Origin of the sequence: Pseudooceanicola sp. (assembly GCF_029213205.1) — a bacterium.
Taxonomy (GTDB): Bacteria; Pseudomonadota; Alphaproteobacteria; order Rhodobacterales; family Rhodobacteraceae; genus Pseudooceanicola.
This window is the reverse complement of sequence record NZ_JARGNH010000004.1, coordinates 95,436-117,642: the sequence shown is the minus strand read 5'-3', so window position 1 is coordinate 117,642 and position 22,207 is coordinate 95,436. Positions and strand designations below refer to the sequence as shown.

20 protein-coding genes and 1 tRNA gene are annotated in these 22,207 nt (G+C 64.9%); 9 read left to right on the top strand and 12 right to left on the bottom strand.

All coding sequences use genetic code 11. From position 1 onward, the window contains the following. Positions 1–52 precede the first annotated feature (52 nt). Positions 53–910 (top strand): helix-turn-helix transcriptional regulator, encoded by an 858-nt coding sequence (locus P1U48_RS05220; RefSeq protein WP_301067815.1) that lies wholly within the window; start codon positions 53–55, stop codon positions 908–910. Here the strand turns inward: P1U48_RS05220 and P1U48_RS05215 are convergent. The 3 genes from P1U48_RS05215 to P1U48_RS05205 form a co-directional block, all read right to left on the bottom strand. Beyond that, positions 907–2,382, bottom strand: coding sequence for a carnitine 3-dehydrogenase (locus tag P1U48_RS05215; protein ID WP_301067814.1), 1,476 nt, complete (start codon positions 2,380–2,382; stop codon positions 907–909). The genes P1U48_RS05220 and P1U48_RS05215 overlap by 4 nt on opposite strands. Further along, complete coding sequence (locus tag P1U48_RS05210) at positions 2,379–3,299, bottom strand: 3-keto-5-aminohexanoate cleavage protein (RefSeq protein ID WP_301067813.1); 921 nt, start codon at positions 3,297–3,299, stop codon at positions 2,379–2,381. The genes P1U48_RS05215 and P1U48_RS05210 overlap by 4 nt, the downstream gene beginning before the upstream one ends. Positions 3,300–3,432: 133 nt before the next feature. Further along, complete coding sequence (locus tag P1U48_RS05205) at positions 3,433–4,476, bottom strand: aldo/keto reductase (protein ID WP_301067812.1); 1,044 nt, start codon at positions 4,474–4,476, stop codon at positions 3,433–3,435. A gap of 189 nt (positions 4,477–4,665) precedes the next feature. Here P1U48_RS05205 and P1U48_RS05200 point away from each other — a divergent pair, with 189 nt between their 5' ends. Together P1U48_RS05200 and metG are read left to right on the top strand one after the other, a co-directional pair. Further along, the gene (locus P1U48_RS05200; RefSeq protein WP_301067811.1) at positions 4,666–5,412 is read left to right on the top strand and encodes a glucose 1-dehydrogenase; all 747 of its coding nucleotides are present in this window, start codon (positions 4,666–4,668) and stop codon (positions 5,410–5,412) included. Between the two features lie 102 nt (positions 5,413–5,514). Then, a complete protein-coding gene (gene metG / locus P1U48_RS05195; RefSeq protein WP_301067810.1) occupies positions 5,515–7,236 on the top strand; it encodes a methionine--tRNA ligase in 1,722 nt (573 codons plus the stop codon). A gap of 575 nt (positions 7,237–7,811) precedes the next feature. On the opposite strand, the gene P1U48_RS05190 is transcribed toward metG, so the two are convergent. Together P1U48_RS05190 and P1U48_RS05185 are read right to left on the bottom strand one after the other, a co-directional pair. Beyond that, positions 7,812–7,897: transfer RNA gene (locus tag P1U48_RS05190), tRNA-Leu, on the bottom strand. A gap of 169 nt (positions 7,898–8,066) precedes the next feature. Next, positions 8,067–9,704, bottom strand: coding sequence for a peptidoglycan-binding domain-containing protein (locus tag P1U48_RS05185; RefSeq protein WP_301067809.1), 1,638 nt, complete (start codon positions 9,702–9,704; stop codon positions 8,067–8,069). A 30-nt stretch (positions 9,705–9,734) separates the two neighbouring features. Between P1U48_RS05185 and lipB the strand changes: the two genes are divergently transcribed. Further along, the gene (gene lipB / locus P1U48_RS05180) at positions 9,735–10,460 is read left to right on the top strand and encodes a lipoyl(octanoyl) transferase LipB (RefSeq protein WP_301067808.1); all 726 of its coding nucleotides are present in this window, start codon (positions 9,735–9,737) and stop codon (positions 10,458–10,460) included. A 9-nt stretch (positions 10,461–10,469) separates the two neighbouring features. On the opposite strand, the gene P1U48_RS05175 is transcribed toward lipB, so the two are convergent. The 3 genes from P1U48_RS05175 to ctaD form a co-directional block, all read right to left on the bottom strand. Further along, positions 10,470–10,964: a DUF2244 domain-containing protein gene (locus P1U48_RS05175; protein ID WP_301067807.1), complete on the bottom strand. Its 495-nt coding sequence runs from the start codon at positions 10,962–10,964 to the stop codon at positions 10,470–10,472. Positions 10,965–10,970: 6 nt separating this feature from the next. Then, positions 10,971–11,522, bottom strand: coding sequence for a hypothetical protein (locus tag P1U48_RS05170; protein WP_301067806.1), 552 nt, complete (start codon positions 11,520–11,522; stop codon positions 10,971–10,973). 94 nt (positions 11,523–11,616) lie between these two features. Beyond that, complete coding sequence (gene ctaD, locus P1U48_RS05165; protein ID WP_301067805.1) at positions 11,617–13,287, bottom strand: cytochrome c oxidase subunit I; 1,671 nt, start codon at positions 13,285–13,287, stop codon at positions 11,617–11,619. A 380-nt stretch (positions 13,288–13,667) separates the two neighbouring features. Here ctaD and P1U48_RS05160 point away from each other — a divergent pair, with 380 nt between their 5' ends. Continuing rightward, positions 13,668–14,507: a MaoC family dehydratase N-terminal domain-containing protein gene (locus tag P1U48_RS05160; protein ID WP_301067804.1), complete on the top strand. Its 840-nt coding sequence runs from the start codon at positions 13,668–13,670 to the stop codon at positions 14,505–14,507. 19 nt (positions 14,508–14,526) lie between these two features. Here P1U48_RS05160 and P1U48_RS05155 read toward each other — a convergent pair whose 3' ends face one another. Next, the gene (locus P1U48_RS05155) at positions 14,527–14,994 is read right to left on the bottom strand and encodes a GatB/YqeY domain-containing protein (RefSeq protein ID WP_301067803.1); all 468 of its coding nucleotides are present in this window, start codon (positions 14,992–14,994) and stop codon (positions 14,527–14,529) included. Between the two features lie 186 nt (positions 14,995–15,180). Here P1U48_RS05155 and carA point away from each other — a divergent pair, with 186 nt between their 5' ends. Further along, complete coding sequence (gene carA, locus P1U48_RS05150) at positions 15,181–16,332, top strand: glutamine-hydrolyzing carbamoyl-phosphate synthase small subunit (RefSeq protein ID WP_301067802.1); 1,152 nt, start codon at positions 15,181–15,183, stop codon at positions 16,330–16,332. A 159-nt stretch (positions 16,333–16,491) separates the two neighbouring features. Then, positions 16,492–18,561: a glycosyltransferase family 2 protein gene (locus tag P1U48_RS05145; protein WP_301067801.1), complete on the top strand. Its 2,070-nt coding sequence runs from the start codon at positions 16,492–16,494 to the stop codon at positions 18,559–18,561. On the opposite strand, the gene P1U48_RS05140 is transcribed toward P1U48_RS05145, so the two are convergent. Continuing rightward, the gene (locus P1U48_RS05140; protein ID WP_301067800.1) at positions 18,495–19,169 is read right to left on the bottom strand and encodes a GntR family transcriptional regulator; all 675 of its coding nucleotides are present in this window, start codon (positions 19,167–19,169) and stop codon (positions 18,495–18,497) included. The two genes, P1U48_RS05145 and P1U48_RS05140, sit on opposite strands and share 67 nt — an antisense overlap. 79 nt (positions 19,170–19,248) lie before the next feature. Here P1U48_RS05140 and P1U48_RS05135 point away from each other — a divergent pair, with 79 nt between their 5' ends. Both P1U48_RS05135 and P1U48_RS05130 read left to right on the top strand, forming a co-directional pair. Continuing rightward, on the top strand, positions 19,249–19,917 hold the full coding sequence (locus tag P1U48_RS05135) for a pyrimidine 5'-nucleotidase (protein ID WP_301067799.1): 669 nt from the start codon (positions 19,249–19,251) through the stop codon (positions 19,915–19,917). Between the two features lie 71 nt (positions 19,918–19,988). Then, a complete protein-coding gene (locus tag P1U48_RS05130) occupies positions 19,989–21,197 on the top strand; it encodes a UbiH/UbiF family hydroxylase (RefSeq protein ID WP_301067798.1) in 1,209 nt (402 codons plus the stop codon). A 93-nt stretch (positions 21,198–21,290) separates the two neighbouring features. Here the strand turns inward: P1U48_RS05130 and P1U48_RS05125 are convergent, their stop codons facing one another. Next, positions 21,291–21,749, bottom strand: coding sequence for an Lrp/AsnC family transcriptional regulator (locus P1U48_RS05125; protein ID WP_301067797.1), 459 nt, complete (start codon positions 21,747–21,749; stop codon positions 21,291–21,293). Continuing rightward, positions 21,746–22,201, bottom strand: coding sequence for an Lrp/AsnC family transcriptional regulator (locus tag P1U48_RS05120; protein WP_301067796.1), 456 nt, complete (start codon positions 22,199–22,201; stop codon positions 21,746–21,748). The genes P1U48_RS05125 and P1U48_RS05120 overlap by 4 nt, the downstream gene beginning before the upstream one ends. Between the last annotated feature and the right edge of the window lie 6 nt (positions 22,202–22,207).

The following is a 22,207-nucleotide window of genomic DNA, read 5'->3' as shown; positions in this document are numbered from 1 at the left end:
AGAATTCCGAATGTGATTAACAAAGCCGACATATGGTGATAACTAGAAACACATGACGGATTCTGTCGACAAACGCCAACGCGCCATCCAATTCCGTCATCGGCTGGGACAGGCGCTGTCCCGGCGTGGCATGAGCCAGAGCGCCCTGGCCCGCGCCACCGGGGTCGACCGCTCGACCGTGTCGCAATTGCTGAAAGGCACAGGCGCGCGCCTGCCGAATGCGCAGGTGATCGGCGAATGCGCCTCGGCACTTGGCGTCTCGACCGATTGGCTGCTGTCGCTGTCGGACCGACCGGAAACCGCTGCCGATTTGCTGGCCACCTCGCTGACCCTCACCGCCGCGCCGCGCGCGCTGGTGGATGAACAGATCTTTGCCTGGCATCAGGAGGCGGCGGGCTACAAGGTCCGCCATGTCCCCGCCGCCCTGCCCGATATGCTCAAGACCCGGGCGGTGCTGGAATGGGAATATACCCCGCATCTGGGCCGCACCACGTCACAGGCCATCGGCGCGTCCGAGGATCGCCTGCATTGGATGCGCGCGGCCAGGTCGGATTATGAAATCGCCCTGCCGCTGCATGAGATGGACAGTTTCGCCCGCGGCGAAGGCTATTACCGGGGCCTGCCCGCCGCCACCCGGCGCGAACAGATCGAGCAGTTTATCGAGTTGAATGAGGCGCTTTATCCGCGGCTGCGGCTCTACCTGTTTGATGCGCGGCGGCTGTTTTCCTCGCCGATCACCGTGTTCGGGCCGCTGTTGGCGGTGCTCTATGCCGGGCAGAACTACCTGGCCTTTCGCGACAGCGTGCGGGTGCAGGCCTTAACCGCGCATTTCGATCAATTGGTGCGCCAGGCCAGCGTCTCGGATCGTGAGATCACCGCGCATCTGACCCGGCTGTTGCGCCAGACCTAACGCGGATCGCCAACCGCACGCCCGGCCCCCTCGGGACGGGGCAGATCCGCCTGCGCCTTGGCCAGCGTCCGCATCGCCGCCGCCACCGGCGCGGCGGCAGGGCAGACCCGGCGACTGTCCAGGCTGACATGCAGCTGCAGATGTTCGCCGGTCGCCAGCAGCCGGTCACCGGAATACATTTCGTGCCAAAGCTGCATACGCTTGCCATCCCCCGCCAACAGGCGGCTTTCGATGCGCAGCGGCGCCCCGGCCCGGGCCTCGTCCAGATGCCGGATGTGGGTTTCCACGGTAAAGAAACTGCCGCCGGTGGCGATATAATCGGCATCGCAGCCAATGATCGCCATGATCGCGTCGGTGGCATGGCCAAAGGCATCCAGATAGCGCGACTCGGTCATGTGGCCGTTGTAATCCAGCCAGTCGAGCGGCACCGCCCGCGACACTGTCACAATCGGCCTTGTCGGATCGGCGACATCGGCCAGACGCCGGGGCAGGCCCAGATCGGCGGCGCGGGCCACATCGCGTTTGCGCAGAACCTTGCCGGCACCAGACCCTTCGGCCATCAGCGACCGCAGAATGCCGACCAGATTGCGGTCGCGCTGATCCTCAAGCTGGTCGAGGCTGAAATCGCCGGATTGGTCATCCGATTGTTCGGCGATCTGGGCGATCAGCTCATCGTCGAGCCTTGGCACATTGGTCAGCTTGCTCCAGGGCCAGTGCAGCGCCGGACCAAATTGCTTGAGGAAATGCGCCATGCCGCCGGGGCCACCGGCGATGCGATAGCTCTCAAACAGCCCCATCTGCGCCCAGCGCAAGCCAAAGCCCATGCGGATCGCCTCATCGACATCCTGGGTGGTGGCAACGCCATCCTTGATCAGCCACAGCGCCTCGCGCCAGACCGCTTCCAGCAGCCGGTCGGCAATATGGGCGGGGAGCTCGCCGCGCACCCGCAGCGGGAACATGCCCAGGTCGGTCAGGACATCATGGGCGTTTTCCAACATATCCGGGTGGTTCCTGGCACTGTGCACAACCTCGACCAGCGGCAGCAGATAGACCGGGTGGAACGGATGCGCGACGATGATCTGGCCGGGATTGTTTGAGGCCAGCTGCAGCTCGCTTGGGGTGAATCCCGAGGTGGACGAGGCCAGAACCGCCGCAGGATCGGCATGTTCCTGCAGCTTTTGATAGAGCGTTTGTTTCAGTTCCAGCCGCTCCGGCACACTTTCCTGAATCCATTCCGCGTCGCTGACCGCCTCGGACATCAAAGAACAGAACCGCAGGCGCCCCTCGGCGGGCAAGGCGACATCGCCCAGCCCCGGCAGGGCGCGCCGGGCCCGGTCGATCACCGCCTCGACCCGCGCCGCCGCCCCCGGTTCCGGGTCGAACACCCGCACCTCCCAGCCGTTCAGCAGGAATCGCGCCGCCCAGCCCGCGCCGATGACGCCGCCGCCGATGATCGCCACCGACCGGGTCATGGCGCCACCGCCAGCGGCGCGCGACGGGTCAGCCCGAGGTCGGCGCGCATCGCCGCCGCATCCCGCACCTGCCCGCCCAGCGCCTCGATTATGGTCACCGCCCGGGCGACCAGGTCGGCATTGGTCGCAGGCTGGCCCTGGCCGAGCCAGAGGTTGTCCTCAAGCCCGACCCGGACATGACCGCCCGCCAACACACTGGCGGCAACATAGGGCATTTGCTGGCGACCAATCCCGAAGGCGGAAAAGCGCCAGCCTGCGGGCAGGTTGCCAACCATCGCCAGAAAGGTCGCCAGATCATCCGGCGCACCCCAGGGCACCCCCATGCAGAGCTGCACCAGCGCCGGGGTCGCCAGATGCCCCTCTTCGGCCAATTGCCGGGCAAACCAGAGATGGCCGCTGTCAAAGCATTCAACCTCGGGCGTCACCCCCATGTCGCGGATCATAACCGCCATCGCGCGCAGCATCCCCGGGCTGTTGGTCATCACATAGTCGTTTTCGGCAAAATTCATCGTGCCGCAATCGAGGGTGCAGATTTCGGGGCGACAGTCGGCGACATGCGCCAGCCGCTCGGCGGCGCCGATCATGTCGGTGCCATCAGCGGGCGGCAGCGGCGCCTCTGCGCCGCCCAGCACCAGATCACCGCCCATCCCGGCGGTCAGGTTCAGCACCACATCGACATCGGCGGCGCGGATCCTTTCCGTCACCTCACGATACAGTTTCTGGTCACGCGACGGGGCGCCGGTGTCAGGATCACGCACATGGATATGCACCGCCGCTGCACCGGCCCGCGCCGCCGCGATGGCGCTGGCGGCGATGTCGGCGGGGGCACGCGGCACATGTAGGGATTTGTCCTGCGTCTGACCTGATCCGGTCACGGCGCAGGTGATGAAAACCTCACGGTTCATCCGCAGCGGCATTGGTCCCCCCACCGCGTGGCAGCGCGGCTAACTGTATACCCCGACGATGGAAGGCGGCGCGGCGGCGCGGTGCAAGCTGAAAACGCCAACACCGACACCTATTGTGTCAGATGTGGTCAATTGGGCATGGCAATCAGAACGGCATCGGATGCGCGCGGCTGGCGATTTCGATATCGGCAAGGGCCGCATCGCTCAGGCGCAGATCGGTCTGCGACAGGATGCGGTCAAGCTGCGCCAGGTCGGTGGCGCCAAATACCACCGAGGCGGTGGTCGGCCGCCCCGCCACCCAGGCCAGCGCCATGCCGACAATATCCAGGTCATGCTTGAAGGCGATGTCGAGATACGCATCCACCGCCAATTCGGCGCACGGCGTCCGGCGCCCGCCCAGATCCGGCATCAGCGCGATCCGTGCCATCGCAAGTCGCTTGCGCCCCTGGTATTTGCCGGTCAGCAGCCCGACCGCCAGCGGTGCATAGGCCAGCAGCCCCAGATCCTCGTTGCGACAGAGTTCTGCCATGTCGAACTCATGTTGGCGGCAGAGCAGCGAATATTCGTTCTGCACGCTCACCGGGCGCGGCCCGGCCCCGGCCTCGGCCAGCCGCAGCCACTGCGCCATGCCCCAGACGGTTTCATTGCTCAGTCCGAAGTGGCGGATGGTGCCGCGCCGCTGCTCGACCGCAAGCGCGCCAAGGGAATCAGCCATAGTCTGCACGATGGCAGCCGGGTCCGGCCTATGGGCGACGGCGGGCTCTGCCCCGCGTTTGTGATAGGTGTCGCGGTTCGGCCAATGGAATTGGAACAGGTCGATGTAATCGGTCCTCAGCCGACGAAGGGCACCCTCAACCCCGTCGCGGATCGTCTCTGGCCCGATTGGCGCGCCGTGACGCACCAGGTTCTGGCCGATGCCGCTGTGCTGGGTTGCCAGAATGACATCGCTGCGGCGGCTGTTCTTTTCGAACCACAGCCCGATGATCCGCTCGCTCCGCCCCACGGTTTCCGCCCGCGGCGGCGCGGCCGGATAGATCTCGGCGGTGTCGATCAGGTTGATGCCATGCGCCAACGCCCTGTCGATCTGACCATGGGCGATATCCATCGGCGTCGGCCCGCCCCAGGTCATGGTGCCGAGGCCATAGCGGCTGACCTTCAGGTTGCTGCGCCCAAGTGGGGATTTTTGCATGCTGGCTCCATCGCGATCCGCGCTGTTCTACAAGGCTGAGGTTACCGAAAGTCGAACGCAGGAGCGTGGGGCGCGACAAACAATTCACCCGCCGCCGGGGCGATCCTGCCGCACCCCCCTTGGCAGCGGCAGCAAGGATGGCCACTTTCAGTGCAGGAAATGCGCTTCACCCGAGGGGAGAGAAACCTGATGGATATTCGATTTGATGGCAAGACCGCGCTGGTCACCGGCGCGGCATCCGGCATCGGCGCGGCGATAGCCCGCGACCTGGCGGCCAGCGGTGCCCGGGTGGTGCTGGCCGATCTCGATCTGGCCAAGGCGCAAGCCATGGCCAAGACCATTGGCCATGGCGCGCTGGCGACCCAGGCCGATGTCTCCGATCCCGATCAGGTCAAGGCGATGGTCGATTTCGCGGTCAAGGAAACCGGGGCGCTGCACCTGATGGTCAACAATGCCGGGGTCGGTGGCGCCGGAGAGCCAACCGGCAATTACCCGGTCGACACCTGGCAAAAGGTGATCAGCATCAACCTGAACGGGGTGTTTTACGGGCTGCGCTATGGCATACCCGCGATCACCGCGGCAGGCGGCGGCGCGGTGGTCAACATCGCCTCGATCCTCGGCTCGGTCGGATTTGCCACCGCCCCGGCCTATGTCGCGGCCAAGCATGGTGTTGTCGGGCTGACCAAGACCGCAGCGCTGGACCATGCCGCCGACAAGGTGCGGATCAATGCCATCGGCCCCGGCTTTATCCACACGCCGCTGGTCGATGAGCGTTTCGATCAGGCGACCAGCGATTATATCTCCTCGCTACATGCGCTGGGGCGGATGGGCACACCCGAAGAGGTGTCTTCGCTAGCGCTCTACCTGTTGTCAGACCAGGCCAGTTTCATCACCGGGTCATATCACCTTGTCGATGGCGGCTATACCGCGCGCTGAGGCGGCGAATAAGACCAGGCAGGGCGCCCGGGTGCCCTGCCCTCTGGCCCTCAGGCGCTGCGCCCGCTAAACGGATGCCAAAGCAGTCAAGGGGCGCGCGACATGGCACGGCATCTGATCACTTCGGCCATTCCTTATATCAACGGGATCAAGCATCTGGGCAATTTGGTCGGCAGCCAATTGCCCGCCGACCTCTTTGCCCGCTACCAGCGCGGTCGTGGCCACGAGGTGATGTTTATTTGCGCCACCGACGAACACGGCACGCCTGCGGAGCTGGCCGCCGCCAAGGCCGGCAAGCCGGTGGCCGAATATTGCGCCGAGATGCACGAGGTGCAGGCCGATATCGCCCGCCGGTTCGCGCTCAGCTTCGATCATTTCGGGCGCTCCTCCAGTGCGCATAACCAGAAGCTGACCCAGCATCTTGCCGTGAAGCTGTTTGAAAACGGGTTGATCGAAGAGCGCTCTGAGACCCAGATGTATTCGCCCACCGACGGGCGGTACCTGCCGGACCGCTATATCGAGGGCACCTGCCCCAATTGCGGCTTTGAAAGCGCCCGTGGCGATCAATGCGACAATTGCACAAAGCAGCTTGACCCGGTTGACCTGATCAACCCGCATTCCACCATTTCTGGCGCCACCGATCTGGAGATGCGCGAGACCAAGCACCTGTATCTGCTGCAATCCAAGATGCGCGCGCAGCTTGAAAAATGGATCGACACCCGCGAAGGCTGGCCGGTTCTGACCACTTCGATCGCCAAGAAATGGCTGACCGACGGCGACGGGCTACAGGATCGCGGCATCACCCGCGACCTGAACTGGGGCGTCCCGGCGCAGTTCGACGGCGCCCCGTGGAGCGGCATGGACGGCAAGGTCTTCTATGTCTGGTTCGACGCCCCGATCGAATATATCGCCTGCGCCATGGAATGGGTCGATGCCGGCAAGGGCACCGATTGGGAGCGCTGGTGGCGCACCGACAAGGGCGCCGAGGACGTGACCTATACCCAGTTCATGGGCAAGGATAACGTGCCGTTCCACACCCTCAGCTTCCCCGCCACCATCCTCGGCAGCGACGAGCCGTGGAAGCTGGTCGATTACATCAAGTCGTTCAACTATCTGAACTATGACGGCGGCCAGTTCTCGACCTCGCGCGGGCGCGGGGTGTTCATGGATCAGGCGTTGGAGATCCTGCCGCCCGATTACTGGCGCTGGTGGCTGCTGAGCCATGCGCCCGAAAGCTCGGACGCGGAATTCACCTGGGACAATTTCCAGACCTCGGTGAACAAGGATCTGGCCGACGTGCTGGGCAATTTCGTCAGCCGGGTCACCAAGTTCTGCCGCTCCAAATTCGGCGAGTCGGTACCAGAGGGCGGCGCCTATGGCGAACAGGAACAGGCGCTGATCGCCGATCTGGCGGCGCGCATCGCCGCTTATCAGGCGCATATGGACGCGATCGAAGTGCGCAAATCGGCGCAGGAATTGCGCGCGATCTGGGTGACGGGCAACGAGTATCTGCAAAGCGCCGCGCCCTGGGCGGTGTTCAAAGAGGACCCGGATCGCGCCGCCGCCATCGTGCGGTTGTCGCTGAACCTGATCCGCCTCTACGCCCTGCTCTCTGCCCCCTTCATCCCGGATGCCGCCGCCACCCTGTTGGCCGCCGTCGACCCTGAGGACAATTCCGGGCAGGCCTGGCCAACCGGCGCCGCGGTGGATTTCGAGGCGCTGCCAGGTGGTGCCCCGTTCAGCGTTCCGGACAACCTCTTTGCCAAGATCGAGGATGCCCAGCGCGAGGATTGGCAGAACCGCTTTGCCGGGGTGCGTGACTGACCTGCATCGGGCCCGGCGCGATCCGCGACCGGGCCGACGCGCCGTGCGGCGCCGCCGAATGGGTGGCAGCGCAGGCGGCTGACTGACCTGCCCGGCCTGGCGCGTAAGCAGAACATGCAGGCGCCCCTCTCATCGATGCGTCGTATCGATTCCCGGGCAATGGAGACCCAAACCGCTGTCGCTCCGACCACAGATCCTTCAGTCGATGCCCGTCAAGGCACAGGCCCGTTTCTGACTGTATCGTTTCTCAGCCATGGTCCAGATCACAGCTCTGCGCCGCGCACCAGGCCTCAACCAGTGTTCCCAGCCTGTTCTCGGCCAGCAACCTCTTCAGCTGGGCGATCTTGGCTTCCAGCGCCTTCCGCTTCTTCGCTGAAACGGCTTATCTTCATCGTCTGTCTTTTCAGTTGGAGAACAGGCTAACCTCAAACGTCGAACTCTTCGGGGGCAGAAGGCCCATAACGAGAGCCCGTTTCATTCCGAACGAAGGTTTTGCCGAACCATTGGACCCCGGGATGCGCAGACAAAGCCTTATCCCAAGGTGTTCAAGCAAAGTGGATAGGTTGTTCGATAGTTGGTGCGGTCGGAGAGACTCGAACTCTCACGGGTGTTACCCCACAGCGACCTCAACGCTGCGCGTCTACCATTCCGCCACGACCGCACGAGATCAGGCAGTGCCGGGCCGTATAGCTGCCTGTTGGTGCAATGTGAAGAGGCAAAACGTCCGGCGCGGGGCAGATTTTGCGCGACCGTCACCGGTCGGCAAATGCGCGTGCTGCACAGGTCAACGGCGGCCCCGAAAAGGGCCGCCGCTTTCTGCTTTCCCAAGCTTACTTCAACAGAAAGCTGGGCAGTGACGTCTGTTGCGGCGCATTGCCGCCCTGGGCCTTGTCGCCGACGTTCAGCGCCGCGCGAACCAGCTCGATCCGTTCCGGTTGGTTCGGCGCAAACACCGGCGCCGCGCCGCCATCCAGCGCGCTCAGCGCTTGCTGATACCAGCCGCGCGCCCGCTCCATCGACGCCTCGGCGCCAAAGCCCTGGCCAAGGTGATGCCCGACCAGTTCGGCATAGGGCTGTTGCCCGGCACCGGTGAGCAGCAGCGCGGCACCCAGGGCCACATCCAGCTTGTCACGGCGATAGCCGGTGTAGAGACAGATGGCACCGGTACTCTGCAATTGCTCGACCGTCATATTGGCGCTGAGCACAAATTTCTGCACCTGTTGCAGAACCTGCGCCGCCTCGCTGTCTTTCAGCGCCGCCACAAACGGCGCCAGGGCCGGGCCGAAGGCGTCACATTGCTGTTCGACCTGGGTGATGCTCAGCCCCTGCACCGCCTTCAGCATGTCCTCGCCACGGGCGATGGCATAGGTGCGGGTCAGGCAGAATTGTTCCGACAGGGCCAGATCGGGATCCGACATCGCGGCGGCGGTGACAAAGCCGCCGTTCGAACTGGTCAGCAGGTTCACCTTGGAACAATAGCTGGCCAGCGACGGTTGATCAGCGGGAGCGGGCGCGGCCATCGGCAACGCCATCAACCCCGAGGCCGGCGCTGGCGCCGGGGCCGCAGCGCTGACCACCGGCGGCTGCGCCGGAGTCGGAGCCGGGGCCGGGGCCGGCGCAGCAACCATCTGGGTACCGCCCTCGGCCAGCGGGTCCTTCATCGCACAGCTTGACTGGTGGCATTGGAACATCGTCGGGCTGGCGGTGTTGGTCAGTTGCGGATTGCGCTGATAGCGGAAATCGTTGCGCCGATAGCCATCCGGCTGGCTGGCAAAGACCAACACCGCGCATTGCGACTGACCGCACCAAAAGTTCGACCCGGTCACCGCCGTGTCGATCACGTAATCATTGCGCCCGTCGTTATTCAGATCAGCGAGCTGAATAAAGCCGGTGCGTTGCAGCAATTGTTCGGCCGAGGGTTCGGAACTGTCGGCAATCTCGTCAACCGCGTCTGACACCTCGATCGGCAGGCCGGCATAGCCACCGCCGCGACGTTGGCCATTGATCCCCATGCGTTCGTCGCGCCAGGTCAGCAGCAGCCCACGCACCCCTTGCGGATCGCGCTGCATCGCCTTGACCACTTCCGGGCCGCCGACCTGGGCGCGGTTGTAGGACCCGATCAGCAGATCGCGCTCCATGGTTTGCAGATGGCCTGTGCCCGGCCAGCCCATGAACACCTGGTAATTGGAGACCGCCGCGCGCGAGCGTGATCCCATCACCCCATCCGCCGATCCGGCATTGAACCCGAAATAATTCAGCGCCACCTGCGATTGCGCATGCATCTGTCGGGTCGCCGACGAGGTGGTGCTCCGATAGGTCCGCTTGCGCTGCTGCCCGGCGCCGTTCATGATCGCGCCGCCGATAATGCCGCCGACGATGGCCGCGCCCAGATCGCTGGCCAGGGCCGGAATCGGCGCGCCGCCCAACATGGCCGCAATGACGGCCAGCCTTACTGTTTTGGTGAACACCCTGATCACTCCATATATAACCTTGTCGCAATGGACCCAGTTTATACCCGAATCACGCCTGTGGCGACAAAAACGACGCGCAATAGCGCCAGCCCTCTGACGGCACCCGAATGGCGCCTGTCCGAGGGGCTGACGGATTACGCCACCGCTGTCGCCTTTATGGAGGCGCGGGCCGAGGCGATCGCAGCCGGCACCGCGCCGGAATGCATCTGGCTGCTGGAACATCCGCCGCTCTACACCGCCGGCACCTCGGCCAAGCCTGCCGATCTGACCGACCCCGACCGGTTCCCGGTGCATGTCAGCAAGCGCGGCGGCCAATACACCTATCACGGGCCGGGCCAGCGGGTAATCTATGTGATGCTGGATGTCGGCCGCCGTGGCCGCGACGTGCGTCGGTTCGTGCAACAGCTCGAGGCCTGGGTGATCGCCACCTTGGGCGAATTCAACCTGCGCGGAGAAATCCGCGATGGCCGGGTCGGGGTCTGGATCGCCCGCCCGGACAAGGCCCCCCTGCCCGATGGCTCCCCGCGCGAGGACAAGATCGCCGCCATCGGTATAAGGCTGCGCAAATGGGTCAGCTTTCACGGCATCTCGATCAATGTCGAACCGGACCTCAGCCATTTCGACGGCATCGTGCCCTGCGGGATCAGCGGCCATGGGGTGACTTCGCTGGTCGATCTTGGGCTGCCGGTGACGATGGCGGATCTGGATCTGGCGTTGCAGCGGCAATTTGTCGAGGTGTTTGGCGAGGCCTAGGCGCCCGGATCAACCCGGTGCGCCCCGGCCCTTCTGCTCCGCCAGCGCCGAGGCCAGCTCACCATAAAGCGCCCGCCGCTCGCCCTCGCTCAGAAAGGCGCCGATCTCGACCTGGCGACCATTGCCGGTCAGCGTGACGTAATTCGGAACTGGCCCGCCACGCAGATGCAGCTCGGCCCGCGCCCAATAGCTGTTGCAGGTCCAGCTCAGTTCGCTCCGGTCCGGATTCCGGCGCAGCAGCACCACCCGCTCCGGCCCGATCTCCAGTGTTTCGATGATGTCCCCGGCGCGATAGTTCAGCCGCAGCCCGAGCCAGAGTGCCGCCAGCGCGGCCAATCCGAAGGGCAGCAAGGTCCAGAGGAACACCGTGCCGATCAACGCAAACATCGGCACCATCGCCAGCACAAAGAACAACCCGATCACCACGGCGAAACCGCGCAACGGCAATGAGCGGTGCGGCCAAAGCGTCAGGCGGCGGTGACTGTTGGACCATTCATAGGGCATTGCGGCCTAACGCACCCGCCGCGCATGAAACACCACCGCAGCAATCCCGCCCAGGGCGACGGCAGCGATCCAGGGGGCAATCGGCAGGATCAGCGTCAGCGCTGCCAGCGGGTCCCCGGCGCCGCCGACGCCGGGCGCAAAAGTTTCGCTCAACAAGGTCGGGCGCGGCGCGATCATCGCCGCGTAAAACGCCACGAACAGCGCCACCAGCGGGCCGATCGGCAGCGCAATGCTCTGCAAGGCCAACCGCCGCAACCATTGCGCCAGCGTCGCGGCAATCCCGACGAGCAGCAGGGCGCGCAGGCCAAGCAGGAACACCTGCACCATGCCCGCGCCGCCACCGGGATTATGCGACAGCACCACCGGCAGGGCCATTTCGAACAGCGCCGCCGGGGCCAGCGCCGCCGCGGCCCCGAACAGCAGCGCCGAGGGCAACAAATTGCGGTCCTGCGCCCCCCACCAGAACCCGGCAACGGCGGGCACGCCAATCAGCCACAGCGTCCGGCTGAGCGGACCGGCAACCATGGCCGCATGTGGGGTGGAATGCAGAAATACCATGAAAGGAACCCAAGCTGCGCCAATCTGGCGGAAACCAAAAGGGCCCCGACGTTTCCGCCGGGGCCCGTTCTATCTGATCCGGGTCAGGCGCGGATTAATGCGCGTGGCCTTTGTCCCAGTCTTCCCGTTTGGGAAGAATCTCGAATGTATGCTCCGGCGGTGGCGAGGACAGCGTCCATTCCAGCGTGTCAGCATATTCGTTCCAGTAGTTGTTCTCGGTGACCTTGGCGCCGCGAGTCAGCGTGTAGATCACGATGCCAAAGAAGAACACGAAGGACGCAAAGGACAGGAACGCCCCCATCGACGAGACATAGTTCCAATGCGCAAACGCCTCGGGATAGTCGATATAGCGGCGCGGCATGCCCTGACGACCGAGGAAGTGCTGCGGGAAGAAGGTCAGGTTGGCACCAATGAACATCGCCCAGAAGTGCAGCTTGCCCGCCCATTCCGGATATTGCCGGCCGGTCATCTTGCCGAACCAGAAATAGATGCCGGCAAAGATCGCGAAGATCGCGCCAAGGCTCATCACATAGTGGAAATGCGCCACCACGTAATAGGTGTCGTGATAGGCCCGGTCGACCGCCGCCTGGCTGAGCACCACACCGGTGACACCGCCAACGGTGAACAGGAACAGAAAGCCAAAGGCCCAGAGCATCGGGGTTTTGAATTCAATCGACCCGCCCCACATCGTGGCGATCCAGCTGAACACCTTCACCCCCGTCGGCACCGCGATCACCATGGTGGCCAGCATGAAGTAGCTTTGCTGGCTCAGCGACAGACCCACCGTATACATGTGGTGCGCCCAGACGACAAAGCCCAGAACCCCGATCGCGATCAGCGCCAGAACCATCGGCAGATAGCCAAAGATCGGCTTTTTCGAGAAGGTGGCGATGACGTGAGAGATGATGCCAAAGCCGGGGAGGATGATGATATAGACCTCCGGATGGCCAAAGAACCACAGGATATGCTGGTAGAGGATCGGATCCCCGCCGCCTGCCGGATCAAAGAAGGTCGTTCCGAAGTTACGGTCGGTCAGCAGCATGGTGATGGCACCAGCCAGAACCGGCAGTGACAGAAGGATCAGCCAAGAGGTGATAAACACCGACCAGGCGAACAGTGGCACTTTGAACAGGGTCATCCCCGGGGCGCGCATGTTCAGGAAGGTGGTGATCATGTTGATCGCACCCAGGATCGACGAGGCACCCGAGACGTGCACCGCGAAGATCGCCAGATCCATCGACATGCCGCCTTCGTTCACTGACAGCGGCGGGTAGAGCACCCAGCCGACACCCGATCCAAGCTGCCCATCGCCTCCCGGCGCCAGCAGCGAACAGACGCCGAGTGCGGTGCCAGTCACATACATCCAGAAGGACAGGTTGTTCATCCGCGGGAACGCCATATCCGGCGCGCCGATCTGCAACGGCATGAAATAGTTGCCAAAACCGCCAAACAGCGCGGGAATGACAACAAAGAACATCATCAGCACGCCGTGGTAGGTGATCAGCACGTTCCAAAGGTGGCCGTTCGGCGTGCAGGGCGCATCCGAGGCGATGAACCGCGCGCCTTCGAGGCACATGTATTGCACCCCCGGCTGCATCAGCTCCATCCGCATGTAGACGGTGAAGAGGACCGAGACGAGGCCCACCAACGCCGAAACGACGAGGTAGAGGATCCCGATATCCTTGTGGTTCGTGGACATGAACCATCGGGTAAAGAACCCGCGATCATCATGATGGTCATGGCCGTGAATGGCTGCGTCCGCCATGCGTTGCCTCCTGTTTGCCCGTGTTCAACTGGTCCGAGAGTCAGACCAACAACTTTGCCGATGTTTTAGTCCGCCTTTGGGGCGCGGGCAATGGACGGATTTGACGCAGATCAAACTAATGTGTCGCACCCTGCCCTAGGTCCAAGCGCCGCGGCGGGGCGGGTGCCGGTCGGATCGGGTGATGGACGGGAATGGCTTTGCCGGTAACGGCCCGTTGAAAGGGCCAGTTGAATGGCCGGTGGAATGGCCGGTGGAATGGCCGGTGGAATGGCCGGTGGAATGGCCGACGAATTGCGCAGGCGCGGCGCAATTCGTCGTGTTGTGCGGCTGGTCCCGGGCCCGGAACGGCGATATCATCCACTCAGCAAGCGGAGGATAAGATGGGCGATTACGACGATTGGATCGGGCGGCAGTTCGTGCGGACAGACCGGATTACCCCGCGGATGCTGAACGAATTCCGCATTGCCCTGGCCGGAGGCCTGGCTGTTGCGCCGGGTCCGGGCGCGGTGCCGCCCGGCTATCACTGGTGCCTCACCCCCGAGGCGGTCGCGGCGCCGGACCTGGGCCGCGACGGCCACCCGCGCCCCGGGCAGTTCCTGCCTGCCTTGCCATTGCCGCGCCGAATGTGGGCCGGGGGCGAGATCGAATGGCTGGGCGCCTTTGCCGTCGATGACGAGGTCACCAAGACCTCGATCATCCGCAGCGTCTCGTTCAAAGACGGCCGCAGCGGGCCGCTTGGCTTTGTTGCCGTCGACCACGAGTATAGTGTCAGCGGAAATCTGGTGCTGCGCGAGCGTCAGGATCTGGTCTATCGTCAGGATCCCGATCCCTCCGCACCGGCGCCGCTGCCACCGCAGGCCGAATCCTGGCAGGTCCTCGCCCATTGGGAAATCACCCCGGACCCGGTGCTGCTGTTTCGCTATTCGGCGCTGACCTTCAACGGCCACCGGATCCATTACGATGCCGCCTATGCCCGCGAGGTCGAGGGCTATGACGGGCTGGTGGTGCATGGGCCGTTGCAGGCGGTCTGGCTGCAGAACCTCGCCACCGCGCAGCTTGGTGCGATTCCGCGCCGGTTCAGCTATCGCGGCCTGTCGCCGCTGATTGTCGGGCACAGCGTGCATGTCGAGGCGCGTGAGAAAGACGGCATGCTCTATCTGCGGGTGCGTCGCCTGACTGACGATGTGGTGACCATGTCAGCCCGCGCCGAGGCGGGCTGAGCCGCGGCCGTCGGCCAGATCAGCCTGCGGTGCAGAGCCGGGTCTTGATCTGCGGGCCGACCGCGCCGAAATCCATCTGACCGGTGTATTTCGACTTCAACGCCCCCATCACCCGGCCCATGTCGCGGATCGATTCCGCGCCGGTTTCGGAAATCGCGGTATCGACCGCCTTGGCGACTTCGTCATCGTTCAGCTGCCGGGGCAGGAATTCCTCGATGATGCTGATTTCCGACAATTCACGTTCGGCCAGATCGATCCGCCCGCCCTCTTCATAGGCGCGCGCACTTTCCTGGCGTTGTTTGACCATCTTGCCAAGAATCGCCAGCACCTCGTCGTCGCCGACGCCATCCTCGCGGCCATCGCCGCGCGCCTCGATATCCTTGTCCTTGATTGCGGCGCTGATCAGCCGCAGGGTGCTGAGCCTTTCGGCCGCACGTTCCTTCATCGCGACCTTGAGGGCCGCCGTGACACGAGCGCGTAGTTCCATCGGTCCCATCCCCTGGACTGAGTGACAAGCCTGCCTCATATCGAATCCCGCCACCCAAAACAACCTTTCCTGCACGGCACCGCCCGGAATGCTGCGACGCGGCGTTTGCGCCGCCAGCCAGCCCTTGACCCCCCCATGGCCCGGCACTAGGGTCGCGCGAATTTGCCAGCCCGGACGGATCCGCCCATGCCGCAGCCCCAAGCCTCGACCCCCACCGCCTGCCTCGCCCTTGCCGATGGCACGATCTTTTATGGCAAAGGTTTCGGCGCGACCGGCGAAACCCAGGCCGAGCTCTGTTTCAACACCGCGATGAGTGGCTATCAGGAGATCATGACTGATCCCTCCTATGCCGGGCAAATCGTCACCTTTACCTTTCCCCATATCGGCAATGTCGGGGTGAACCCGGATGATGACGAAACCGCCGATCCGGTTGCCGACGGCATGGTGGTGAAATGGGACCCGACCGAGCCGTCAAGCTGGCGCGCCGCCGGGGCGCTGTCGGATTGGCTGGCCGCCCGCGGCCGCATCGCCATCGGCGGCATCGACACCCGCCGCCTGACCCGCGCCATTCGCCAGCAGGGCGCGCCGCATGTGGCGCTGGCCCATGATCCTGAGGGCAAGTTCGATATTGCCGCGCTGGTGGCCCGCGCCCGGGCATTTCCCGGCTTGACCGGGCTCGACCTGGCGAAAGAGGTCACCTGTGCACAATCCTATCGCTGGGACGAAATGCGTTGGGCCTGGCCGCAGGGCTATGCCCGTCAGGACAATGCCCGCCACAAGGTGGTGGCGATCGATTTCGGCGCCAAACGCAATATCCTGCGCTGCCTCGCCTCGGCGGGCTGCGACGTCACGGTTCTGCCGGCCACGGCCACCGCCGCCGAAGTGCTGGCGCATCAGCCGGACGGGGTGTTCCTGTCCAATGGCCCCGGCGATCCGGCGGCGACCGGCACCTATGCGGTGCCGATGATCCAGACGGTTCTGGCCACCGATCTGCCGGTCTTTGGCATCTGCCTCGGCCATCAGATGCTGGCGCTGGCGCTGGGTGCGGCGACGGTGAAAATGAATCACGGCCACCATGGCGCCAACCATCCGGTTAAGGATTTGGAAACCGGGAAAGTCGAAATCACTTCGATGAACCACGGCTTTGCCGTCGACAGCCAGTCCCTGCCCGCCGGGGTGATGGAAACCCATGTGTCACTGTTCGACGGCTCCAATTGCGGCATCCGTCTGGACGGCCGCCCGGTGTTTTCGGTGCAATACCACCCCGAGGCCAGCCCCGGACCGCAGGACAGTTTCTATCTGTTCGAGCGTTTCGTCGCCCTGATGGACGCCGCCTAAAACTCAACCAGACCGGACCCGGGCAAGCCGGGCCGTCACCGCTCTCTGTGATCAATCCTTAATCGGCAAAGCCCGAATTAAGGATTTGATAACTATTTGTTAGCACTACCTTTACCTCGACCTCCCTCACTGGTTGCAGTGCTCAGCGGTGGGGGAATCGTGGCGTCCGAACTCAGATCATTTCGCAAACGCGGGCCGGGCATGGCGGCGGGGCGGCAGGTGCCGCATCGCCTGGCAGTGCAGAGCGCGCATCGTCTGGTGACGGTTTCGCCGAAATTGCCGATGCCGGAGGCGCCGCAACCCGATCAACCCGACCTCGCAGTTCCCCCCTCCGCGCCCCAGCCAATCCGCGACCGTCGTCGCAGCGCCGAACCCGGGCAAGCGCTGGCCGCGCTGAACGAGCTGTTTCGCGCCGGTGGTCTCAGCGAAGCGGCGATGCTCGACGGCGCGGCGCGCATCCTCGACCTGGACCAGGTGGCGCTGACCCTGATGCCGCCGGATCCGGCGCTGGCCGGGCTGATCGCGCCAGAGCTCTGCCTCAGACATGCTTTTCTACCGTGGCGACGGGTCGGCAGCACCTTGATATGCGCCACCGCCGAGCCGGAAACCGCCCGCAATCTGGCGGCGATTCTGCCCGCCGATATCGGACCGGCCCGCGCGGTTCTGGCCCCGCGCGCCGAGGTGCTGGGCGCCGTCACTACCCGGCACCGTGCGCATCTGATCCGCCGCATGGCCGCCCGCCCGCGCCCCGAGGACAGCTTTCGCAGCTACCGTCCCAGCCTGCGTCTGCGACTTGCGGCGCTGGCCATTCTCGGCCTTGCCGGATTTGCCGTGGCGCTGGTGCCCGGCGCGGTGTTTTCCACCTTGGTCGCCGCAGCCTTTTTCACCCTGGCCGCCCTTGTCACCCTGCGCAGCGCCGCAGCCCTGGCGCAGCTGATCGGCAGCGGACGCCAAGCGCCGCCCCAGGTTGAACCAGTGTCACCGCCCAGCGACCTGCCGACAATTTCGATCATCGTGCCGCTCTATCACGAACCCTGTATCGCCAGTCGGCTGGTGCAGCGATTGCAGCGGCTGGACTACCCGCGCGACCGTCTTGAGGTGCTGCTGGCGCTGGAGGAAACCGACGACCTGACCGCCCGGGCGCTGGGCGCTGCCGAATTGCCGAACTGGATGCAGGTGGTCACCGTGCCCGACGGCGCCCCGCGCACCAAACCAAGGGCGATGAATTACACCCTCGATTTCTGCCGGGGCGAGGTGATCGGCATCTATGACGCCGAAGATGCACCAGACCGGGATCAATTGCTGCGCGTCGCCGCCCGCTTTGCCGCCGCCCCGCCCGAGGTCGCCTGCCTGCAGGGAGCACTGGATTATTATAACCCAAGGCAAAACTGGATCGCCCGCTGTTTCACCATTGAATACAACACCTGGTTCCGCCTGCTGCTGCCCGGCATGGCCCGGCTCGGCCTGGCGGTGCCGCTGGGCGGCACCACCCTGTTCCTGCGCCGCGCCGCGCTGGAACAGGTCGGCGGCTGGGATGCCCATAATGTCACCGAAGATGCCGATCTCGGGTTCCGGCTGGCCCGCTATGGCCACCGCACCGAGGTCATCGACACCACCACCAACGAAGAGGCCAATTGCCGCCCCGTCGGCTGGATCCGTCAGCGCTCACGCTGGATCAAGGGGTATATCGTCACCTATCTGGTGCAGATGCGCCGCCCGGTCGGCCTGTATCGCGCCCTGGGCGCCTGGCGATTCTTGGGGTTCCAGCTGCATTTCACCGTCGCGGTGGCGCAGTTTCTGCTGGGGCCGGTGCTCTGGACCTTCTGGCTGGTGGCGGTCGGCCTGCCACATCCGATGACGAATTATGTGTCCAATACGGTGATCTGGCCGGTGTTCAACCTGTGCCTGCTGGCTGAGGGGCTGAACATGGTGCTCGCGGTGCTCGGCACCAGGCGGGCGATTCACCGGCATCTCTGGCCCTATGTGCCGACGATGATTCTGTATTTCCCGCTGGCGTCGCTGGCCGCCTACAAGGCGCTGTTCGAATTGCTGGTGGTGCCGTTCTATTGGGACAAGACCCCGCATGGCCATTCGCTGCCGCCGGACGCCGTGGGCCCGGACAATGAGTCACGACCCGAGTCCAGAACTTCGCCCGACACCCGCTATGCCACTGGCGCCACACCGCCAGAATCAAGCTTGAGCCGGGTGATGAACGCCTTTGATATATGATCGCGCAGCGCCTCGCCGGCGCGGCCCTCGTCGCGGGCACAGATCGCGCTGACAATCGCATCATGTTCAGCCAGGGCCGCCGCGTCGCGGCCCTGCGCCGCCAGCGAGGTCGTCGCCAGCAAGGCCATCGAGCGATGCACCAGATCCAGCTGCTGCACCAGAAACCGATTGTGCGAGGCCAGGTGGATCTGCTTGTGAAACCGCCGGTTGGCCCGGGCCAGCGCGCCCGGGTCTCCCAGCAAGGCCCGGTCGGCGGCGACCATGTCGGACAGCACCTTCATCTCTTCGGCGGTGGCATGACGCGCCGCCAGCCGCGCCGCCAGCGATTCAAGCTCGGCCCGCACCGCGTAGAGCTCAGCCAGTTGATTGTGATCGAGCGAGGCGACAATCAGCGAGCGCCCGTCGCGGGTCAGCAGCGATTGGGTTTCCAGCCGCTGCAGCGCCTCGCGGATCGGGGTGCGCGACACGCCGAAGCGTTCCGCCAGATCGCTTTCCACCAGCCGGTCGCCGGGCCGGTAATCGCCGACATCTATCGCCTCGAGGATCAGCGCATAGGCGTCAGCCGGGGCCGGTTTCGCCGGGCGGGGTTTTGCGGATGTCTCTTTCATCGCGCGACCCTAGCCGCGCCCGCCCCTGGCGGGCAAGTGGCGGCTTGTCCCACCCCGACGCGCCACTTAGATTGGCGGGATGAACACCGCTTCCAATCTCGACGACCTCGGCCCCGGATTCGCACATGTGCGCAGCTGGGTGTTCGACCTCGACAACACACTCTACCCGCCCTCGGCTCGGCTGTTCGCCCAGATCGAAGTCAAGATGAGCGAATACGTGATGCAGGCGCTGGGGGTGGATCTGGACGAGGCCAATTTCCTGCGCCGCAGCTATTGGCGCGATCACGGCACCACCCTGGCCGGGCTGATGCGCCTGCATGACGTCGACCCGGGCCCCTACCTGACCCATGTGCATGAAATCGACCTCAGCCATCTTCAGACGGATGCGGTGCTCGCCGCACGGATCCGGGCGCTGCCGGGGCGCAAGATCGTCTATACCAATGGCACGGCACCCTATGCCGAACGGGTGGTGACGGCGCGCGGGCTGAACGGGGTGTTCGATGCGATCTACGGGGTTGAGGAGGCCGGGTTTCATCCCAAACCCGACCGCGCCGCCTTTGACACGGTCTTTGCCCGCGACGGGCTCAACCCGGCGCAGGCCGCGATGTTCGAGGATGATCCCCGCAACCTGGCCGCCCCACACGCGATGGGAATGCGCACCGTTCATGTCGCCGACCAGCCGGAACCGGCCGCGCATATCCATCACCACACCGACGATCTGAACGGCTTTCTGGCGCGGCTGCTGTAACCCAGGCGGGACCGAATGCCGCTTGGACGCCGGGCCGCGGATGACCTAGCAAAGGCCGAAAGGGGCGGAACATGGCGCGCGATTTCGACTATGACATGGTGATTTCCGGCGGCGGTGTCGCCGGGTTGACCGCCGCCTGCCTGCTGGGCAACGAAGGCTTCAAGGTGCTTTGCGTTGATCCGGCACCGCCGATCACCGATTCCGAGGCGGACGGCGCGGATATGCGCACCACCGCCTTTCTGCAACCGGCCCGGGAGCTGCTGGCGGACGCCGGTCTTTGGGCGACGCTGGAACCGCATGCGGCAGCGCTGCGGATCATGCGTATCGTCGATGCCGGCGGGCCGGATCCGGTCGCCCGGCAACAGCGTGATTTCGACAGCACCGAGATCGGCGATCTGCCCTTTGGCTGGAACCTGCCGAACTGGCTGCTCCGCCGCGAAATGGTGGCCCGAATCGCGGCGTTGGACACTGTCGAGTTTCGCCCCGGCACCGGCACCACCGCCCTGTTCACCCGGCTGAACGAGGCGCGGGTCAGCCTGAGTGATGGCACCAGGGTCCGCACGAAACTGGTGATCGCGGCGGACGGGCGCGACTCAGCGATGCGCAGGGCGGCGGGGATCGGCGTCAAGGTGACGCGCTATGGGCAAAAGGCGCTGGCCTTTGCCGTGACGCATCCGGTGCCACATGAAAACGTCTCGACCGAAATCCACCGCTCCGGCGGGCCCTTTACCCTGGTGCCGCTGCCGGATCGCGATGGCCTGCCCTGCTCGGGGGTGGTCTGGATGGAGGACGGGCCCCGCGCGATGGAGCTGGCGGCAATGCCGGTCGCGGATTTCGAAGCCGAGATGCTGCGCCGCTCCTGCGGGCTGTTCGGACCGCTGACCCTGGCGACCCGGCGCGCCGTCTGGCCGATCATCACCCAGGTGGCCGAACGGATGGCCGGCCAACGGCTGGCGCTGCTGGCCGAAGCGGCGCATGTGGTGCCGCCGATCGGGGCGCAGGGGCTGAACATGAGCCTTGGCGATCTGCGCGCCCTGCGCGATCTGGCGCTGGCGCATCGCGACGATCCAGGCCGCGCTGAGGTGCTGGAGGCCTATCACAAGGCCCGTCATGGCGAGGTGCGAATCCGCGCCGCCGGCATCGACGCGCTGAACCGGGCCAGCCAGATCCAGGCGCAGCCGATGCGCGATCTGCGCGCTGCCGGGTTGTCGGCGCTCTATGGTGCGGCGCCGGTGCGCAAGCTGCTGATGCAGATGGGGCTGGGCGCAAGGACGGGCTAAGGTCACGCCGGGTTTTCGGCTCGGAACGAGGGGGCTTTGCCCCCTCGCGCTCCCCCAGGATATTTTCGACCAGAGGAAACTGCAGAGGCGGGATCAGCCGAGGGGGCCAGGCAGGCGTTCCTCGGAGAGCATCACATTGGCATCGACATTGGCCACCCCGGGCAGGGTCATGATCCGGCGTCGCAGCACCCGTTCGAAATCGGCAATGTCGCGCGCGGTGACCCGCAACCGGTAGTCGTAAAGGCCAAGGATGTGCTCGACCGACTGCACCTCGGGGATGGCGCTGACGGCGCGTTCGAAATCCTCGACGCTGAGCCGGCCCCTGGTGGTGATCTTGACCCCGAGAAAGACGGTGACGCCAAAGCCGAGCTGCGCCAGATCGAGGTCGAGCCGGTGCCCGGCCAGCACGCCGCTGTCCTGCAAACGTTTGATCCGCCGCCAGGCCGCCGGTTGCGACAGCCCGACCCTGCGTCCCAGCGCCCCGGCCCCCTGCCCCGAATCCTCGACCAGCAGGCGCAGCAAACGGCGGTCGATGTCATCCAGAGCGATCATATCGGCAGCGCCATATCGGATTTCACCCGGGCGAGATGCATCAGGGCCTGCACATCGATGATATGCGGCAGGGTCAGGATGCGGTCGCGGTAGATATCCCTGTAATGCCCCATATCGCGGGCGATCAGCCCGAGGCGGACATCGACCTGGCCAAGGAAGGTCTGAATTTCGAGCACTTCCGGCACCTGCCTTGCGGCGATGAGGAAGTCGTCAAAGGCGCGCGGCGCGGTCTTGTCGAGGGTGATGCGCAGGCTTACCTCGACCTCCCAGCCCAGGGCCCGCCAGTCGATCACCGCACCGGTGCCACGAATCACCCCGCTCTCACGCAGCTTTTCCAGCCGCCGCCAGCAGGTCGCGGCATTGAGTCCGGCACGGTCGGCCAGCTCGGCCGCGCTGGCGGCCGGGTCGGCCTGCAGCTGACGCAGGATACGACGATCGGTATCGGTAAGCATGAATTT

Excerpts from the sequence above, each read along its gene's own strand:
- P1U48_RS05220 (WP_301067815.1), top strand. The coding sequence starts at position 53 with ATGACGGATTCTGTCGACAAACGCCAACGCGCCATCCAATTCCGTCAT.
- P1U48_RS05215 (WP_301067814.1), bottom strand. The coding sequence starts at position 2,382 with ATGACCCGGTCGGTGGCGATCATCGGCGGCGGCGTCATCGGCGCGGGC.
- P1U48_RS05210 (WP_301067813.1), bottom strand. The coding sequence starts at position 3,299 with ATGCCGCTGCGGATGAACCGTGAGGTTTTCATCACCTGCGCCGTGACC.
- P1U48_RS05205 (WP_301067812.1), bottom strand. The coding sequence starts at position 4,476 with ATGCAAAAATCCCCACTTGGGCGCAGCAACCTGAAGGTCAGCCGCTAT.
- P1U48_RS05200 (WP_301067811.1), top strand. The coding sequence starts at position 4,666 with ATGGATATTCGATTTGATGGCAAGACCGCGCTGGTCACCGGCGCGGCA.
- metG (WP_301067810.1), top strand. The coding sequence starts at position 5,515 with ATGGCACGGCATCTGATCACTTCGGCCATTCCTTATATCAACGGGATC.
- lipB (WP_301067808.1), top strand. The coding sequence starts at position 9,735 with ATGGACCCAGTTTATACCCGAATCACGCCTGTGGCGACAAAAACGACG.
- P1U48_RS05175 (WP_301067807.1), bottom strand. The coding sequence starts at position 10,964 with ATGCCCTATGAATGGTCCAACAGTCACCGCCGCCTGACGCTTTGGCCG.
- P1U48_RS05170 (WP_301067806.1), bottom strand. The coding sequence starts at position 11,522 with ATGGTATTTCTGCATTCCACCCCACATGCGGCCATGGTTGCCGGTCCG.
- ctaD (WP_301067805.1), bottom strand. The coding sequence starts at position 13,287 with ATGGCGGACGCAGCCATTCACGGCCATGACCATCATGATGATCGCGGG.
- P1U48_RS05160 (WP_301067804.1), top strand. The coding sequence starts at position 13,668 with ATGGGCGATTACGACGATTGGATCGGGCGGCAGTTCGTGCGGACAGAC.
- P1U48_RS05155 (WP_301067803.1), bottom strand. The coding sequence starts at position 14,994 with ATGGAACTACGCGCTCGTGTCACGGCGGCCCTCAAGGTCGCGATGAAG.
- carA (WP_301067802.1), top strand. The coding sequence starts at position 15,181 with ATGCCGCAGCCCCAAGCCTCGACCCCCACCGCCTGCCTCGCCCTTGCC.
- P1U48_RS05140 (WP_301067800.1), bottom strand. The coding sequence starts at position 19,169 with ATGAAAGAGACATCCGCAAAACCCCGCCCGGCGAAACCGGCCCCGGCT.
- P1U48_RS05135 (WP_301067799.1), top strand. The coding sequence starts at position 19,249 with ATGAACACCGCTTCCAATCTCGACGACCTCGGCCCCGGATTCGCACAT.
- P1U48_RS05130 (WP_301067798.1), top strand. The coding sequence starts at position 19,989 with ATGGCGCGCGATTTCGACTATGACATGGTGATTTCCGGCGGCGGTGTC.
- P1U48_RS05125 (WP_301067797.1), bottom strand. The coding sequence starts at position 21,749 with ATGATCGCTCTGGATGACATCGACCGCCGTTTGCTGCGCCTGCTGGTC.
- P1U48_RS05120 (WP_301067796.1), bottom strand. The coding sequence starts at position 22,201 with ATGCTTACCGATACCGATCGTCGTATCCTGCGTCAGCTGCAGGCCGAC.